The organism is Pseudonocardia sp. OZ21, from assembly GCF_059359135.1.
On record NZ_JCADBN010000025.1, the window covers coordinates 13,294 to 30,071 of the forward strand.

The window sequence follows — 16,778 nt, forward strand, 5'->3', positions numbered from 1 at the left end:
GACAGCTTCCAGGAGGAGGAGCGATGACCAGTTCGCAGGATCAGCTGACCGAGCTGACCCGCCGTACCCAGGAGAGCTTCAGGAACCTGTGGCAGCAGTGGGCCGAGAAGAGCACCGAGCTGATGAAGGGGATGACGGGCCGGACCCACGCGGGGGCGCCGGCAGGCGCCAACCCGGAGGAGGTCCTCGACGCGGTCTTCGACTTCGCCGAGCACCTCATCGCCCAGCAGCGCATCTTCGCCAAGCAGATGCTCGCCGCCGCCACCACGGGCCAGCAGGCTGCCGCGCAAGCCACCGGTGCCCCGTCGTCGCCGCCGTCGACGGAGGGGGGCGCGGGACCGGCGGGTCCCGGTCACCGGAGCACACCCGGCGCGGGCTGATCCTTCGGTCTCCGGCACCGGCACCCGGGCGGCGGCTCAGAGCAGGGGGATGAGGCGCCTGGCGATGTCGTTCGCCGCCTGGGTGCCGTCAGGTGCGTTCTGCAGGTTGGTGAGCACGATGAGGGTGTTGCCCGCGGCCGGGTCGTAGCCCATGAACGACTGGTAGCCGGGCAGTGCGCCGTCGTGGCCGATCATCGGCCCGAACCGGGCCAGTGCCAGTCCGTAGGAGGCGCTGTTCGGGTCGGCCGGGTTGGTGGGGGCCAGGCTGTCGAGCCGTTGCTTCTGCACCGCCGGGTCGAGCAGCCCTCCGGCCACGAGCGGCTTGACGTAGGTCGCGAGGTCCTCGGCGGTGGAGATCGCGGCGCCGGCCGCCCAGGCCCACGACGGGTTGAGCTCGGTGACGTCGTTGGGCTGCAGGGTCCTGTTGCGAGCGGCGGCCTGCTGGTCGGGCGGGAGTGCGGGATCGGTCATCGTCGAGACGTTCGTGCCGAACAGGTAGCCCTGCGGGTGGGTGTCGGGAATGGCGTTGGACGTGGTGGCGGGCAGCAGCGTGTTCCTCAGGCCGAGGGGGGTGAAGATCCGTTGCTGGAACACCGTCCCGAGCTGCTGCCCGGTGAGCTGCTCGACGATCAGGCCGAGCAGCACCGTGTTGGTGTTCGAGTAGTGGAAGCCCTGCCCTGGTGGGAAGTAGGGCGGCCGGGACAGGCCGAGAGCCACGAGCTCCTCGGGGCGCCAGGCCTTGGTGGGGTCCTCGTCGAGGGTCCGGTTGACCGACTCGAGTTCGGTGTAGTTGAACAGCCCGCTGCGCATGTCGAGCATCTGCTCGATGGTGATGCCGGCACCCCCCGGCACCTCCGGCCGGTACTTCGACACCGGGTCCGACAGGGCGATTCGGCCCTCCTGCACCAACTGCAGCACCACGGTGCCGGTCATCGTCTTGGTGTTGGAGCCGACCCGGAAGTAGTCGCCGACCTGGACCGGGTCGTCGGCCCGGACCCGGCGGGTGCCGAACGCCTCCCGGTACTCCCCGGTCGGGGTACGGATCAGGACCACCGCACCCGGGACGGACAGGTCCGCCATCGCCGCGGTGACCACGGGCCGCAGCCGCGTTGCGAGATCGGAGGCCGCCGCAGTGGGGCTCGGCCCACCGGTGCTCGCGGGGCCGCCGCTGCTGCCGCCCCCGCAGGCCGCCGCGACCAGTGCGACCGCCACGGCCAGCCCCGCTGCTGCGCTCCGGCGCGGGAATCCGGACCGGCCCGGCGGGCGCGGCGGATCAATCGTCGAAGAAGGGTGATCGATGATTGATCCTTCGTGCGGCTCCACGTCGCCATCATGCCGCAGAATCGCGATAACGGAATGTCATTGGTGTCGCCATCACTCGTTGTGACATGCGCTCGAACAGATGAACATCAGCTGCTCGAAACATGGTCGCCGGTGATCGGGAAAGGCGGTCGCCCAGGGATCTTTCGGCTCCGGATCCCCGCTGCTGCCTACAACCGGCTCGTCGTGCCCTCGTCCGGCCCACCCCCGAAGTACCGGTCGAGCACATCGCGGAAGACCTGTTCGGCAGGCGCGGCGCGCGTGAACAACGTCATCGACGAGTGCAGTTTCTGGGCGTCGACCGGCCCGAACACCGCCACCGCGTCGGTGCCGTCGAGCGTCGTAGCGGATTCGACGAGGCGTGGCCCGAGCACCGGGTGGGCGAGGTAGGCCTGTGCCTCCTCGAGGCCGGAGACGGCGAAGTGCCGGGAGGTCTCGCTGTAGCCGAGCCCGGTGATCTGCGGAAAGACGAACCACATCCAGTGGCCGCGCTTGCGGCCGGCCCGCAGTTCTCGCAGCGCCCGGTCGTAGGTGCCCCCGGCGTCCTGCGCGTCGACGAAGCGGCTGAGGTGGAACCGATCGCTCACCCGAGCAGGCTCGCCGGTGCCGCCGATGGCGTCAACCCGGGCCGGGTCGCGCCGTCGTCCCGGCCATGAGCGCGCGTCTTATCCGTCGATGCGCACCGATCGCAGAGCGTGAGCCGGGCCCTTTCGGGTGTAGCCATTGGTGCTCCTTCCCACCCCGTCGTCCGAATCGGCGAACGGATTTGTGGCGCGGTCGGGGAGCGGCTCCTCCGGTAAGCGGGTTTTCCGTCCGCGGACTGCCCGCAACTGCCCTGACGTGGTGTGATGACGTACGGGGGTGCGAGGCGCAGGGGGCCGAATGAACCGAAAACCCGAACGAGACGAGACCCGTCGAGCCGGGCGGGGACATCATTTCCGGGCACGAAGACCCTCCCTCTCGCCGGTCTGATCCGGAACAGCGGGAAGTATTCGATTCACCTCGAAGTGGCCGGTACGTGCATGCACGGCAGGCCCCGGTTGTGACGTCCCGAGTCCGAGGGTGGCAGATCGATGGTGCGAGTTGGTTCGGGTCGGAGTCGAGCATCGGACAGGGGCTTCCACCCCCTGCTGCGGCGGTACCTGGGGCGGTCGCGCCACGCCCCCGGGGAGGCCCGTGCCACGGGGAGGAGCATCGCCCCAGAGGGCGGGCTCGCCCTCTTCCGGCTGCTCTCCAGCGCGCGCCTGACCCCCGCCCAGGCCGTCGCGCTGGGCGCCGACGTGCTCGCCTGGCTGGAGGAGCAGCGGGGCGCCGGCATCGGCCCGTCGCGGGTCCGGCTCGGCCTGGACACGGTGCGCATCGGTGGGGACGGCTGCGGCTTCCTCGTCGACGACGGGCCAGGACGCGACCCGGTTCCCGACGAGAGCAGGGCCGATCTCGACGCCGCCGCGCGCCTGCTCGGCGACCTGGCGGCCGCGTCGTCGCGCCCGGGTGCGGCATCGGGCGATCCCGCCGGCGGCCCGCTCGCGGCGCTCGGCCGGGCTGCCGCGGAGGCGCGGGCGCCGGGGGCCGGCATGGGGGCCGTCGTGGCGATCCTGGGCGAGGCCGATGCGCCGGGCGGCGCCGACGCGCGGGCCGAGCTGGCCCGGCTGGTCTCAGCGGTGAGTGGCGGTGAGTTCTCCCCGTCGCCGCCGGCGCGCGTCCCCCCGCTCCCGGCCACCCCACGTCCGTGGCCGCAGGACCGGCCCCGGTCGCTCGTACGCACGGTGGTGGCCCGCACCTGGAAGTGGGTGCTCTCCCTCGTGGTGCTGGTCGCGGCGATCATGATCGAGATCAGCTTTCTGCGCGACGGCATCACCCGCAACATCGAGACCGTGCTCGAGGCCGGCCGGTCGGGGTCGCCGGCCTCGACCAGCGCGCCGGGCCTTCCACCCGTGGTTCCCCCGGAGCCGCCTGCCGCGGGCACGATCACGGGAGTCGACCTCCGTGCGGTCAACCGATGCGCACCGGACGCGACGTGCGGGGTCCGGCTGCAGGTCGTGGTGGCGCCGCGGGCCGAACCCCAGACGGTCACGTGGGCCTTCCAGGTGGTCGACCGGTGCACCGACGTGAGGTCGACCGTCCCCGGTGGCACCGTCACGGTTCCGGCCGACGGCGACCGGGCCGATGCGGTCGTCACCGTCGCGCTGCCCCACGGCGACGCCCTCGCCGTGCTGGCCGTGACGGAACTGCCTGCCATCGCGGCCAGCGCTCCCCTGCTCGTCCCGGCCGACGCGGACTGCGGGTCACCCGCGGCCGAACCGTCGCGCTGACCACCGATGAGGAGGCGATGTCGTGCTGATCGTGGAGCATGGTGACCACCCGGCGTCGGGCGAGCCCAACGGTCATGAGCCGGCGAAACGCAAGGACACCGGCGGTGTCGCGCTGGACGTGCTGGCCATCATCGCGGCGCTCGTGCTGGTGGGCATCGGGCTGGCCAACCTCGACGCCGTCGACGGTTTCGAGATGGCCGCGCGGCAGGCAGCCATCGCTGCGGGCGGGGTCGTCCTGCTGGCGGCCTTCTGGCGGTTCCGCTCGACGCTGCTGACGGCGCTGGGGTGGGTGACCTACGTCGCCGCCGTCGCCCTCCTGGCCGCCGTGCAGGTGGCCGGCTCCACGTTCAACGGCGCGACGCGGTGGATCGGGATCGGCAGCTTCACCTTCCAGCCCTCCGAGCTGGCAAAACTCGGGTTGCTGCTCGTGCTCGCGGCCGTGCTCGGTTCGCAGCGGTCGGCGTGGCAGCGCTTCGTCCTCGCGATCGGGCTCGCGCTGGTCCCGATCGGCTTCACGGCGATGCAGCCGGACCTCAGCACCACCATGCTGCTGATCGTCCTCACCGTCGCGATGCTGATCATCGGCCGGATCCCCGCCCGGATCATCCTGCCCCTGTTCGCGGCTGCCCTCGTCGTGGCGCCGCTGGCTGTCGGGTTCCTCCACCCCTACCAGCTGGAGCGGCTCGGCAGCTTCCTCGTCGGCTCCCACGAGTCACCGACGGGCGCCGGGTGGGCGGTGCGCCAGGCCCACATCGCCGTCGGCTCGGGATCGCTCTTCGGCCGCTCGGGCGACCCGCTCTCGGGCCTGCTCGCCCAGTACCTGCCCGAGAAGGAGACCGACCTCGCGCTGGCCAGCACCGTCGAGCAGTTCGGCCTGGTCGCGGGCGCGGTGGTGATCGTCGCGGCGATCGTGCTGGTGTGGCGGCTCGCGCTCGCCAGCCGGGTGCCGCGCCAGCCGCACGGCGCCCTCGTCGCGGGCGGCCTCGCGGTGCTGCTCGGCGTCGAGATCATCGTGTCGGTCGGCGGCAACCTGGGCCTCCTCCCGCTGGCCGGCGTGCCGTTCCCGCTGCTCAGCTACGGTGGCACGGCCCTGCTGGTGCACCTCGCCGCGCTCGGCGTCGCCCTCGGGATCCGTCGCGAAGGAGCACGTCGGCGGCTGTGGACGGTGCCGGGCTGGCGTCGCCGCCGCCCGCGGCTCATGCGGGTGATCGCCCTCGCGTCCACCGCGCTGCTCGTGTCGTTCGGGCTCTACGGATGGAACCTGCAGACCGAGCGCGGCCACGAGTTGGCGGCGGCAGGGCAGGACCAGATGACGCGCTGCATCCGGCTCCCCGCAGAGCGGGGGACCATCACCGACCGCCACGGCGCACCGCTCGCGGTGAGCTCATCGAACGCGGAGAACGCCGTCGTCGAGGTCGTCGCCGTGCCGGCGCTGGTGCGGTCCCGTCCGGACGACGTCGCCCGCCTCGCCTCCCTCGTCGGGCAGCCCACCGACGCGGTGCGCGCCGCCCTCGACGCCGCGCCCGACACCACCCTCTCCCTCCCGGTGGCGGAGGTCCCCCGGCCGGTGGGAGACACGGTCACGGCGGCCGGGATCACCGGCGTGCTCGTGATCCCGGAGGCGAGGCGCACGTACCCCACCGGCGCCGTCCTCGGCCCCGTGATCGGGTTCGCCGGCATCGCGACCCCGACCGACACCCAGCGGTGGCCGAACCTGCCACCCGGCGAGATCGTCGGCCGGGCCGGTCTGGAGCAGCAGTACGACTCGGTGCTGCGGGGCGTGAACGGGCGGCAGTGCGTGTACGTGACGCCGACCGGCGTCCCCGTCGTGATGGGTGAGCGGGTGGAGCCCGTGCCCGGGGCCGACCTGCGGCTCTCCCTCGACCTCGGGCTGCAGCAGCGGCTCACCACCGGCCTCGAAGCCGCGCTCCGGGCCCAGCGCAGCCCGCGCGCGGTGGGGGCGGCACTGGCCATGGACCCGCGCAACGGGCAGGTCCTCGCGCTCGCGAGCGTCCCGTCCTACGACAACAACGTGTACGGCCCGCCGGTCGACGCGGGCGGGCTGCGGGCGCTGGCGAACGCCCCCGGCCACCCCATGCTCGAGCACTCGAGCCAGGCGGCGCTCCCGCCGGGTTCGACGTTCAAGCTGGTGGTGGCGGCGGCTTCGATGGTCAACCCCGTGATCCCGCCCGAGCGCGTGATCCCGACCGGAGGCAGCTTCACGCTGGGGGACCACACCTTCGGCAACTGGAAGCCGATGGGCCCCATGAACCTGGTCGACTCCATCGCCTGGTCCAACGACGTCTACTTCTACAAGCTCGCCCACGCACTCGGGCCGGGCCCGATCATCGAGGCGGCGCACGCACTCGGAGTGGGCAAACGGACCGGCATCGACCTGCCCGGCGAGTCACCGGGCTACATCGGCACCCCGGAGAGCGTGGCCGCCGACGGCGGCACCTGGTACGGGGGTTCGACGGTGATCCTCGGTATCGGACAGGGCTACCTGCAGGTCACACCCCTGCAGAACGCCCTGTGGACCGCAGGGGTGGCCACCGGCCAACTGGTCACGCCGCGGCTGGGCATGGCCACGGGCACCAGCGGCGGCGTCTTCGCGGCGCTGCCCGTCCCGGCGCCGACCGCGGTGCCGTTCGCCGACAAGCTCGGCCCCGTCCGTGACGGGATGCGCGCCGTGGTGACCGGCGGTACCGCCACCGGCCTCTCCGGCCTGCCCTTCGCGGTGGGAGCCAAGACCGGAACGGCGCAGGACGGGAGCCTGTCCGATGACAGCTACGACAACTGGCTGTCGGCGGCGGCGCCGATGCCCGACCCGAGGGTGGTCATGACGGCGGTCGTCCAGGGGCCGGGCACCGGCGGCAACAACGTGAAGGGCCTCATCACCGAGGGACTGCGCTACTTCCACGACCACGAGGCCGAGGTGCTCGCCACCGACCCCGTGCAGGACCCCGCCGCCGGGGGGTGATCCCGGCCGAGCCGGCGGCGAGCACCCCGGCTGGCCGCAGCAAAGCCACTTTCATGCAACCACGTTGCGTGAAAGTGGCTTTGCTGCAAGTCGGGTGGGCCGCGGGCGTCAGTTCCAGCCGAAGGCCGCGGTCACGCTCGGGCTGCGCAGGCACCGCGCCGCACCCTCGGCCACGCAGGTCAGCGGGTTCTCGGCCAGCTTCACGGGGAACCCGAAGGCCCGTTCGAGCCGCTGGGCGAACCCGCGCGTGAGCGAGGCCCCACCGATCAGGAGCATGCCGTCGGCCAGCACGTCCCGCGACGCCTCCGGCGGCAGGTCGTCCAGGCACGCCGCGAGCGTCTCGACGATCGAGTCCGTGATGGGTTCGATCACCTTCACGATCTCGGCGAGTGGCACCGTCGCCAGCCTGGCGTGCCCCGTCGCGGCGTCGCGCCCCGGCACGACCACGCTGGGCTCCGTCTCGTACCCGATCCGGATCTTGAGGTCCTCCGCGGTGTGCTCGCCCACGACGAGGTGATGGTGCTCGCGCAGGTACCGGTAGACCGCCACGGTCATCTCGTCGCCCGCCACCCGGCAGGACCGGGAGGTGAGCACGCCGCCGAAGCAGAACGCCGTGACCTCGGCCGTGCCGCCACCGACGTCCACCACCAGGTGCACGCGTCGCTCCATGGGGTCGACCCCGCAGCCGACGGCACCGGCGATCGGCTCGTCGACGGTGATCGCGCCCCTGATCCCGGCCTCGTCGGCGGCCTCGAGCAGCGCGAGGCGTTCCAGTTCCGTCGCTCCCGACGGCACGCCGATGGCCACCCGCGCGTAGGGGCGCTGCCATGGATGCCGGGCGGCCCGCCTTACAACCGCGTGCAGAAACGTCCGCGCGGTGTCCAGGTCGGTGATGACGCCGTCCTGTAGCGGGCGCAGTGCGGTCATCCCCGCCGGGACCCGCCCGAGCAGCTCGGAGGCCTCCTGCCCGATCGCGATCGGACGCCCTCGACGTTTCACGCCGTTGCGCCGCAGGAGCACTGACGGCTCGTCGAACACGACGCCGTGCGACTCGTTGCACACCACGGTGTTCGCAGTTCCGAGATCAATCCCGAACTGAGCCACGGATCCTCCCCATGCGAGTGGACCCCCCGACCTCAGAGTCTGTGTCCCGGCGGCCATTTGGTCCAGCCACTGATCGGCTGCCTTACTGCGAGTAAGTGCGCCGGCCGGGACCCCGTCGTCGGTCAGGCGACTGCCGACCCCCCGGGCGCGTGCGCCGGCCGGCCCGACTCTCCGGATGCCTGGGAGGTGGCTCCGGTGCGGGGCATGAACAGCAGAGCGACGAAGGAGACGACGCAACAGCCCACGATGTAGAGGGCGATCCCGGTGCTCGATCCGGTGTTCTGGAGGATGGCCGCCGCGATCAGCGGGGCCGGGCCGCCCGCCACCACCGACGCCAGCTGGTAGCCGATGCCGGCGCCGCTGTAGCGGATGTTGGCGCCGAAGCTCTCGGCGATCAGAGCGCCCTGTGGGCCGTACTGCATGTCGTGGAAGATCAACGACAGCACGATCGCGAGCAGCACGAGACCCGCCACCCGCGTGTTCAGCAGGCCGAAGTAGGGGAAGGCGAAGACCCCCGTGCACACGATCCCGATCCCGTACATCACCCGGCGTCCGATGAGGTCGGACAGGTAACCGAACAGCGGAACGCTGATGAACCCGATGGCGGCCGCTATGAGCGTGTCGGTGAGCAGGCCCGCGCGCGACAGCTGGAGCTGCTGGGTGCCGTAGGTGAGCACGAACGTCACGAAGAGGTAGAAGGGCGCCTGCTCCGACATCCGGACGAAGGCGGACGTCAGGATCTCCCGCCACTGGTGCCGGAACGCCTCCACGACGGGTACCCGCACCACCGAGCGGGTCTCCTTCACCCGGGTGAAGGCCGGGCTCTCCAGCACCTGCAGCCGGACGTAGAGCCCGATGGCCACGAGCACCAGGCTGACCAGGAACGGCACCCGCCAGCCCCACGTCAGGAAGTCCGGGCCCGTGGTCGCCGACATCAGCTGCACCATCGCGGTGGAGAGCAGCAGCCCGATCGGGACGCCGAGCTGCGGCCAGCTCGCCATGAACCCGCGGCGCTTCTCGGATCCCCACTCCATGGCCAGCAGCACGGACCCGCCCCACTCGCCGCCGACCGCGATGCCCTGCAGCAGGCGCAGCACGGTCAGCAGGATCGGCGCGGCGATCCCGATGGTCGCCTCCGCGGGCAGCACCCCGATCAGCGCCGTGCACACCCCCATGATCATCAATGTCGTGACGAGGGTGGCCTTGCGGCCGATCCGGTCGCCGTAGTGCCCGAAGATCGCCGCTCCGATCGGCCGGGCCGCAAAACCGACGAACTGGGTGCCGAACGAGGCGAGGATGCCGATATAGGGACTCTGCCCCGGAAAGAAGACATGCGGGAACACCAGTGCCGCGGCGGTTCCGTAGAGGAAGAAGTCGTACCACTCGATCGACGTGCCGACCGTACTGGCGACCACGGCCCGTCGGCGCTGCGACCTGAACAGCGTCGTTGGCGTGTCGGTGCTCATCGCAGACTCCTGTGTCCATCGAAACCGTGCTGTGGAGAAATAGTCCGATCATTGGATGACGGTGTCAAGAAAAGCGCGCGAAAGGTTAGTCCATTCCGGCAATACCGGCGTAACAGGTAATTCCCGCATCAATGCGACGACTTCTGGTGGGTAGTAGGCGAATAGGAGACGAGCAGCGCCCACCCGCCTCGGGCGACTCGCGGGTGCGAACCGGGCGACTCGCGGGTACGGAACGGGCGACTCGCGGGCACGGAACGGGCGACTCGCGGGGGCCCCGCGAGTCGCCCGGTTGTGCTGCGCGAGTCGCCCGGTTGTGCTGCGCGAGTCGCCCGGTTTCGTCCGGCGAGTCGCCCCTGGCCCTCGGTCCGACGTTCAGGTCGGCGGAGCGTGCTCCCGGGAGACGGTGAGGATGGCGATGTCGTCGTGGACCTGCTCGCGGCCGACCATCTGGAGCATGATCGCGGCGCAGGCCGTCTCGGCCCGATCGGGACCCATGGCCTCCCGGAGCCGGTCGAACCCGGCGTCGAGCGACGCGTCCCGGCGTTCGACGAGCCCGTCGGTGTAGAAGCAGATGCTGCTCCCCGGGGCCAGGTCGACCTCGGTGGTGTGCCGCGGTCGCGCGGTGGCGACGCCGAGCGGGAGGTCGTGGTAGAGCTCGACGAGCTCGGTGTCCCCGTCGGGCCTCGCCAGTACCGGCGGGGGATGGCCGGCGGTGGAGATCACCAGGGTTCGGTGGTCGGGATCGAGCATCGCGCAGAGAACCGTGGTCATCGTGGTCGGCTCGAAATGCCGGACGTGCTCGTCGACCTTGGACAGCAGCTCGGCCGGATCCTCGAGATCCAGCGCGCAGGTTCGGACGACGGTGCGCAGCCGGCCCATCGTGACGGCCGCCGGGAGTCCCCGGCCTGCGACGTCCCCCATGACGATGCACAAGCGGCCGGACGGGAGCAGGAAGACGTCGTACCAGTCGCCGCCGACCTCGCCGTCGCCCGGCACGTAGCGGGCGGCGAACTCCAGACCGGGCACCTTGGGCAGCTCGGCGGGCAGGAGGCTGCGCTGCAGCGCGTTGGCAGCGGTGCGATCGGCGTGCGAGATGCGCGCCCGGGTGGCCAGCGCGACGCGGTCGGCGACGAGCTGCAGCAGGCTGCGGTCGTCGTCGGTGAACTGCCGTGGGGTCAGGGTCCCGACGTGGAGGACGCCCAGGACGTTGCCCCCGCTGAGCAGCGGCACTCCGAGCATCGAGCGGATGCCCCGCTTCAGCAGGAGCGGGTTGTGCACGTTGGTGGGGCTGACCTCGTCGAGGACTACCGGTTGTTTCTCGGCCGCGATGCGACCGGCGAAGCCCTTTCCGAGGGGGATGCGCACCCCTTGCTGGACCTCTTCCTCAATGCCCTGAGCGGCCGTGGCGACGAGCTGGCTGCCGGAGGAGTCGAGCAGGAGTACAGCGGCGGTGTCGACGTCGAGGAGTGCTCGTACGCGCTGGAGAAGGGCGTTGAGGAGATCCTCGACGTCGAGATGTGCGAGATCGGCCGCGGTGACCGCCTCTATGCGGCGCAACCGCTCCTCCGACGCATCGGGCGCCGTATCTCCTGTCGACACCTGACGACCTTAGCGGTCGGTGTGGGAGCCGTGATCGCTGCTTCGAGGGACTCCGCAGTGCCGGCGTCCAGTGGTCCGAAGGAACGAACGTCGGCACCCATTTGCGAAAACGTGTGGAAACGAGACGACATCGCTGCAACAGCGGCCCTGTTGCGCTCTCCCTGGTCATCGGGTCGACGCCGGCTGCGCGCGCCCAGCACGGGGAGGGTTCATGGGACATTCGGAACGAATCAGGCGTTGCATCCGGCGGGTGCTGCTGGGCGGGATCGCTGCGGTGCTGCTCGCCCCGCTGCTCGCGTTCGTCGTCGGCTGGCTGGTGTTTCCGGTGCCCGACGTGGACGAGGCGGTGAACAACCAGGTCGCCCTGATCTCCTACTCCGACGGCAGTGAGCTCACCCGGCTGGTGCCGGAGGCGGGCAACCGCACCAAGGTCCAGGTCGCGCAGATCCCGGTGCCGGTGCGCAACGCCGTGCTCGCGGCGGAGGACCGTTCGTTCTACTCGAACCCGGGCTTCGACCTCACCGGCATCCTGCGTGCGGTGTGGAACCAGCTCCGGGGTGGTGAGGGCGGCGGTTCGACGATCACCCAGCAGTACGTGAAGAACGCGCTGGTGGGCAACGACATCTCGCTGTGGCGGAAGTACCGGGAGCTGATCGTCTCGGTGAAGCTCGGGCAGCAGCGGTCGAAGGACGACATCCTCACCGACTACCTCAACACGATCTACTTCGGTCGCGGCGCGTACGGCATCGAGGCCGCCGCCCAGGCCTACTTCGGCAAGCACGTCACCGACCTGGGGGCGGCGGAGGGTGCTCTTCTCGCCGGGGTGATCCAGGGGCCGTCGCGCTGGGACCCGGCGCTCAACCTGGAGAAGGCGACGCAGCGGTGGGAGTTCGTCATGGACGGGATGGCCGCGCAGGGTTGGCTCTCCGCGGCCGAGCGGAGCAGCAGCCGGTTCCCAGTCACCCTGCCGCGGCGGCTGCCGTCCAGCGGATCCTTCGGTGACGAGCGCGGGCACATCATCGACTCCGTGAGGTCCGAACTCGAGTCGTTGGGCATCACGGACCGGGAGGTCGCCCAGGATGGCCTGCGGATCACCACGACGATCGACCGGGGTCAGCAGGGCGCGGCGGTGGCCGCGGTGCGGCGGGCTTTCGCCGGCCAGCCGAACGAGCTACGCGCCGCGGTGGTCGCCGTCGACGCGGCGACCGGCGGGATCCGGGCCTACTACGGCGGGGACGACGGGGTCGGGCTGGACTACGCGCAGGTCCGCAAGCAGGCGGGGTCGACGTTCAAGCCGTTCGCGGTGCTGGCGGGGCTGCTCCACGACCCGCCTGCCGCGATCGGACGGATCTACAACGGCACCGAACCGTCGGGTCGCCCCGGCGCGGACGGCGCCGACTGCCCGCGCTGTGACGTCACGCAGGCCATGACGATCTCCAACAACGCCGTGTTCCTGAAGCTGGCCCTGCAACTGGGACCCGAGCAGGTCGCGGCCGCGGCGCGCGCCGCCGGGATCACCTCTCCGCTCGACCACCCCGACGAGCGAATCGCGCTGGGGAACAAGGAGGTGACCCCGCTCGAGCTGGCGTCGGCCTACGCGACCATCGCCGACGGCGGGGTCTGGCACGCGCCGCACGTCGTGGCGCGGGTGGTCGACGGCGACGGGCGGTTGCTCTACGACGCGGCGGCGTACGGCGGCTCGGCTGGCGATCGGCGGTTCGGCGAGCAGGTGGCGCGCAACGTCGCCGAGACGATGCTCGACGTGGCGGCGTACCGAGGTCTGGGCATCGGTACCCGGGTCGCGGCGGCGCCGGGCACCGTGCCGTCCCGCATCGCGGGTGAGACCAACGACGCCTGGTTCGGCGGGTTCACCCCGGCCATGGCCACGGCGGTGTGGATCGGGACGGACCGCAACTCGCCCCTGCGCACGGCGTCGGCCACCTCGATCACCGGCGTCACGCTGCCGGGCAGGGTGTGGCGCGACGTCATGACGACGGCCCCACGGCTGCCCTTCGGGCCCTTCCGGCCGATCGGTGAACCGGCGTCGGTTCCTCCCGCCGACACCCCGACCCGGCAGAAGCCGACGGAAGGCCCCTGATCCGCGGCTCGCCGGACGCTCAGAAGGGCAGGAGCAGCTTCTCGAGGTCGTCGGGCGCGGCGACCAGCGCCAGTCCGATCGCGGACGCGGGCACGGAGAGCACGAGGATGCACAGGAACCGGCGCCAGGTCGGCCTGCTGATCGCGAGAACCGTGCCGGTGGACAGGAGCGCGAAGAGGTACAGCGTCACGACCGACCCGAACCTGTCGAACTCGTTGAGGACGTCGCCGATCAGCAGACCGAGCGCGCAGGCGGCTCCGACTGCGGCCAGCGGCCCGCGTTCCCCGATCCGGTGGAAGAGGAGGCCGAGGACGGGCCCGCCGAGCATCGCCAGCACGCTCCACAGTGCCAACTGACCTACGCGCAGCGAGGACGCCTGGCCGGTGCCGACGTAGAACGCGACGACGGCCGCCACCAGGCCGAGCGCGCTCCGCACCGCAGCCCGTTCCGGGCGCTGCCCCGCGCTGACCACCACGGCCAGCAGGATCCAGGGACCGATCAGATGGGCCAGCGGCCGTAGCGTCTCGTTGTCACGAGCGAAGGCGCCGAGTACGCCCGAGAGCAGTCCGGCGCTCGCGACACCGAGCAGCGGGCGAATCGTCGACGCGGGCGGCGCGAATGCCGTTTCCATGTGTGCATCCCTCGGTCGGGCGGACTGTTCCGAGGGGCAGTGTCGAAGCCGGGATGTTGTCACGATGTCTGCGGATCAGCAGACAACGATGTCCCGCCGATCCCCGGATCGGTAGGGCGTTCCTGTGGTGGCCCTGCCGCCACCCGCTGCGCCATGATGATCATCCTGTTCACCGCGGCGAGGAGGGCGTGTGGGGCGAACGACGAGGTCCGCCCGGCGACGGGTGCGGGGGTGACCGCCACGGTGAACATCGGCGTCCGGATCCCCTCGGCCGACGCGCCCGATCCGGCGGAGCTGCGTGGTTTCGTGCAGCGCGCCGAAGCGCTCGGCTTCGAGTCGATCTGGGTCGGCGACCACGTCTTCCACCACACCGACGTCCTGCAACCGCTGGACCTGCTGAGCTGGGTCGCAGGCCAGACGCACCGGGTGCGGCTGGGAACGGCGGTGGTGCTGGCCGCCTACCTCCATCCGGTGCACCTCGCGAAGAGCGCTGCCACTGTCGACCGTCTCTCCGACGGACGGCTGGTGCTGGGGGTGTCGCTCGGCGGCACGCCCGACGAGTTCGCCAGCCTCGGCGTGCCCGTGCAGCAGCGGTTGGGACGGCTGCTGGAGAACGTCACGCTCGCCCGCAGGCTCTGGCGCGAGGACGGCGTCGACCACGACGGGCGCTACCACCGTCTGACGGGTGCGAGCGTCCGGCCGAAGCCGCTCCAGGACTCGTTGCCGGTGTACTTCGGCGCCCGCAGCGAGGCGATGCTGAACCGCCTCGCCCTGGTGGCCGACGGCTGGGTCGCCAGCGGCCACTTCGGCACCGCCGAGTTCCTCGCCGGCATCCGGACGATCCGGAAGCGGGCGGAGGCGAGCGGCCGCGACCCGGACCGCCTCGGCATCACCAAGGTGCAGGGCGTGAGCGTCCACCGCGACAGCCGGGTGGCCCTGGAGCGTGCCCGCCGCCACTGGCAGCGCTACTACGGCCCGGCGGTCGACGTCGAACGCTCGGTCATCCACGGCACGCCCGAGCAGTGCGCCGACCGCCTCGCCGAGTTCGCCGCGGCCGACGGGCGCGAGGTCACGCTCATCCTGGAACCGACGAGTCTCGACGTCGACGAGCTGGACCTGCTCCACGCCGCCGCCACGGGCCTGGGCTGAGACCTCTGGATCAGGTCGATCGGACGAGCGCCGCGTACACGACGATGTTGTCGCGGTAGCTGCGCGCCGCGCGGTCCAGTTCGCCGCCGCAGGTGATCAGGCGCAGCTCGGCGCCCTGGACGTCGCCGTACACCGTCTGGGTGGGGAACTTGTCCTTCGGGTACTGCTCCACCCGCTGCACCTCGAAGACCGCGGAGGACCCGTCGGCCCGGTCGATGGTGATCGGGTCACCGGGCTCGAGGCGGTGGATGTCGTAGAAGACGCCCTTCTCGTGGTTCCAGTCGACGTGCGCGGCGAGCACGGCGGGCCCGAGCTCGCCCGGGGTCGGTGACCCGGTGTACCAGCCGACCGTGGTGCCGTCGGCGGGAACCTCCATCGTCCGGTCGGCCTGGAGCCCGAGGTCGATCACGCCGCGGGCATCGACGTCGATCGCCGGGATCTGCAGCCGCGTGGGATGGGACGCGGGGAGCACGGCCGCCCCGGAGCCGGGAGCGGGAGCCGGAGCGGGCGCGGCCGGCGCAGGTGCGGGGGCCGGTGCGCTGCCCGTGTCGACAGGGCCGGCGCACCCGGCCAGCAGCGCCAGGCTCACCGCCACCACCCCCGCCAGGGCGTGTGCGATCCGGCGGGGGTGGTGGTGCGTGCGGTCGGCCATGGCTCAGCTGGACCGGCGTCCGGACCAGGTGGTGGCCGCGGCCGCGGCGCTGACCGCGGCCAGACCCGCGAGGGCGACGAGGGCGGGGCCGGTCATCGGGTCGCCGACGGTCGAGCCGTCGCCGGTGTCGACGGCACCCTCGGGCACCCCGTGCACCTGGCCGCTGTCGTCGCTGGGGGCGGTGGTGGGCGGCGCGGGGGTGGTGGAGGGGACGGGTTCGGCGCTGGTGGTGGACTCGCCGAACTCGCTCTCGCAGGCGATGCCGTTGTTGTCGGCGTCGAGGCGTTCGGGGTCGCCGGGGCGGGAGTCGAACGCGGCCTGCGCCTCGGCCTGAGTGGCGAAGTCGGAGCAGTCGCGGTCGGGCTGCTGGGCGTTCGCGATACCGGCGAAGGGGAGCGTGGCGCCGGCTGCGAGGACGGCGGCAACGGTGATGTTGCGGATGCGCATGGAGTTGAGGCCTCACTCGGTCGGGGGACGAACCTGCACGATTCGGGGTCGCGCGGGAGGACCATCGGGACAATCCGGACCGCTGTTACAAACAGCCTGTAGAGGCCTCGCTGCGCAGAGTGATCATGGTCGGTCCGAAAGGCGGGTGCGTTTCTTACAGCTGCTCGACCAGCACCCCGGCGACAGCCAGACGTGCGAGCCCTGCGTCCGAGCGGTACGGCAGCGCGTAGACCACGGCCACGACACCGGCGTTGATGATCAGGCCGGCGCAGGCCTTGCACGGGGAATGCGTGCAGTACAACGTCGTCCCACGCGACGACACCCCGTGATACGCCGCGTTGAGCAGCGCATTCTCCTCCGCGTGCAGGCTGTCGGTGCACGGCTCGTCATCCACGTGCACGCAGTGGGGGAGGCCTCGAGGGGAGCCGTTGTACCCACCGCTCAGGTCTCGGCCATCGCGAGCCAGCACTGCGCCCACCGACAGCCGCGGACAGGTCGAACGTCGGGACCAGACACGGGCGATATCCATGAGCGTCTCGTCGATCGTCGGTCGCGCAGTCCTGTGCATGGCTGGCGATGATCCAGGAAGTGCTGGCCACCCCGCTTACCGTGCTGGCCGGCCACGATCGATGAACGGCCC

At 71.5% G+C, this 16,778-nt stretch carries 14 protein-coding genes; 5 read left to right on the forward strand and 9 right to left on the reverse strand.

Annotated elements, in window-relative coordinates:
* Positions 1-23 precede the first annotated feature (23 nt).
* The gene (locus tag AC5L35_RS34610) at positions 24-380 is read left to right on the forward strand and encodes a hypothetical protein (RefSeq protein WP_495063968.1); all 357 of its coding nucleotides are present in this window, start codon (positions 24-26) and stop codon (positions 378-380) included.
* A gap of 36 nt (positions 381-416) precedes the next feature.
* Here the strand turns inward: AC5L35_RS34610 and AC5L35_RS34615 are convergent, their stop codons facing one another.
* Both AC5L35_RS34615 and AC5L35_RS34620 read right to left on the reverse strand, forming a co-directional pair.
* Entirely contained in the window at positions 417-1,592 is a 1,176-nt protein-coding gene (locus AC5L35_RS34615; RefSeq protein WP_495063969.1) for a serine hydrolase domain-containing protein, read from the reverse strand.
* 278 nt (positions 1,593-1,870) lie between these two features.
* Positions 1,871-2,287 carry a DUF1810 domain-containing protein gene (locus AC5L35_RS34620; RefSeq protein ID WP_495063970.1) on the reverse strand — a complete coding sequence of 139 codons (417 nt, stop codon included), beginning with the start codon at positions 2,285-2,287 and terminating at the stop codon, positions 1,871-1,873.
* A 486-nt stretch (positions 2,288-2,773) separates the two neighbouring features.
* On the opposite strand from AC5L35_RS34620, the gene AC5L35_RS34625 reads away from it, so the two are divergent.
* The gene (locus AC5L35_RS34625; protein WP_495063971.1) at positions 2,774-4,012 is read left to right on the forward strand and encodes a hypothetical protein; all 1,239 of its coding nucleotides are present in this window, start codon (positions 2,774-2,776) and stop codon (positions 4,010-4,012) included.
* 22 nt (positions 4,013-4,034) lie between these two features.
* Positions 4,035-6,992 (forward strand): FtsW/RodA/SpoVE family cell cycle protein, encoded by a 2,958-nt coding sequence (locus tag AC5L35_RS34630; protein WP_495063972.1) that lies wholly within the window; start codon positions 4,035-4,037, stop codon positions 6,990-6,992.
* 108 nt (positions 6,993-7,100) lie between these two features.
* On the opposite strand, the gene AC5L35_RS34635 is transcribed toward AC5L35_RS34630, so the two are convergent.
* The 3 genes from AC5L35_RS34635 to AC5L35_RS34645 form a co-directional block, all read right to left on the reverse strand.
* Complete coding sequence (locus tag AC5L35_RS34635; protein ID WP_495063973.1) at positions 7,101-8,096, reverse strand: rod shape-determining protein; 996 nt, start codon at positions 8,094-8,096, stop codon at positions 7,101-7,103.
* A 122-nt stretch (positions 8,097-8,218) separates the two neighbouring features.
* Positions 8,219-9,562 (reverse strand): MFS transporter, encoded by a 1,344-nt coding sequence (locus AC5L35_RS34640; RefSeq protein ID WP_495063974.1) that lies wholly within the window; start codon positions 9,560-9,562, stop codon positions 8,219-8,221.
* Between the two features lie 372 nt (positions 9,563-9,934).
* Positions 9,935-11,161, reverse strand: coding sequence for a PP2C family protein-serine/threonine phosphatase (locus AC5L35_RS34645; protein ID WP_495063975.1), 1,227 nt, complete (start codon positions 11,159-11,161; stop codon positions 9,935-9,937).
* Between the two features lie 250 nt (positions 11,162-11,411).
* On the opposite strand from AC5L35_RS34645, the gene AC5L35_RS34650 reads away from it, so the two are divergent.
* The gene (locus tag AC5L35_RS34650) at positions 11,412-13,259 is read left to right on the forward strand and encodes a transglycosylase domain-containing protein (RefSeq protein WP_495063976.1); all 1,848 of its coding nucleotides are present in this window, start codon (positions 11,412-11,414) and stop codon (positions 13,257-13,259) included.
* A 19-nt stretch (positions 13,260-13,278) separates the two neighbouring features.
* Here the strand turns inward: AC5L35_RS34650 and AC5L35_RS34655 are convergent, their stop codons facing one another.
* Positions 13,279-13,890 carry a DUF6518 family protein gene (locus AC5L35_RS34655; protein ID WP_495063977.1) on the reverse strand — a complete coding sequence of 204 codons (612 nt, stop codon included), beginning with the start codon at positions 13,888-13,890 and terminating at the stop codon, positions 13,279-13,281.
* Positions 13,891-14,043: 153 nt separating this feature from the next.
* On the opposite strand from AC5L35_RS34655, the gene AC5L35_RS34660 reads away from it, so the two are divergent.
* Positions 14,044-15,039 (forward strand): LLM class flavin-dependent oxidoreductase, encoded by a 996-nt coding sequence (locus AC5L35_RS34660; RefSeq protein WP_495063978.1) that lies wholly within the window; start codon positions 14,044-14,046, stop codon positions 15,037-15,039.
* Positions 15,040-15,049: 10 nt separating this feature from the next.
* Here the strand turns inward: AC5L35_RS34660 and AC5L35_RS34665 are convergent, their stop codons facing one another.
* The 3 genes from AC5L35_RS34665 to AC5L35_RS34675 form a co-directional block, all read right to left on the reverse strand.
* Positions 15,050-15,691 (reverse strand): class F sortase, encoded by a 642-nt coding sequence (locus AC5L35_RS34665; RefSeq protein WP_495063979.1) that lies wholly within the window; start codon positions 15,689-15,691, stop codon positions 15,050-15,052.
* A gap of 3 nt (positions 15,692-15,694) precedes the next feature.
* Positions 15,695-16,138, reverse strand: a complete 444-nt coding sequence (locus tag AC5L35_RS34670; RefSeq protein WP_495063980.1) for an excalibur calcium-binding domain-containing protein — start codon at positions 16,136-16,138, stop codon at positions 15,695-15,697.
* Positions 16,139-16,292: 154 nt separating this feature from the next.
* Entirely contained in the window at positions 16,293-16,706 is a 414-nt protein-coding gene (locus tag AC5L35_RS34675) for a deoxycytidylate deaminase (protein WP_495063981.1), read from the reverse strand.
* Positions 16,707-16,778 lie beyond the last annotated feature (72 nt).

Excerpts from the sequence above, each read along its gene's own strand:
- AC5L35_RS34610 (WP_495063968.1), top strand. The coding sequence starts at position 24 with ATGACCAGTTCGCAGGATCAGCTGACCGAGCTGACCCGCCGTACCCAG.
- AC5L35_RS34625 (WP_495063971.1), top strand. The coding sequence starts at position 2,774 with ATGGTGCGAGTTGGTTCGGGTCGGAGTCGAGCATCGGACAGGGGCTTC.
- AC5L35_RS34640 (WP_495063974.1), bottom strand. The coding sequence starts at position 9,562 with ATGAGCACCGACACGCCAACGACGCTGTTCAGGTCGCAGCGCCGACGG.
- AC5L35_RS34655 (WP_495063977.1), bottom strand. The coding sequence starts at position 13,890 with ATGGAAACGGCATTCGCGCCGCCCGCGTCGACGATTCGCCCGCTGCTC.
- AC5L35_RS34660 (WP_495063978.1), top strand. The coding sequence starts at position 14,044 with ATGATGATCATCCTGTTCACCGCGGCGAGGAGGGCGTGTGGGGCGAAC.
- AC5L35_RS34665 (WP_495063979.1), bottom strand. The coding sequence starts at position 15,691 with ATGGCCGACCGCACGCACCACCACCCCCGCCGGATCGCACACGCCCTG.
- AC5L35_RS34670 (WP_495063980.1), bottom strand. The coding sequence starts at position 16,138 with ATGCGCATCCGCAACATCACCGTTGCCGCCGTCCTCGCAGCCGGCGCC.
- AC5L35_RS34675 (WP_495063981.1), bottom strand. The coding sequence starts at position 16,706 with ATGCACAGGACTGCGCGACCGACGATCGACGAGACGCTCATGGATATC.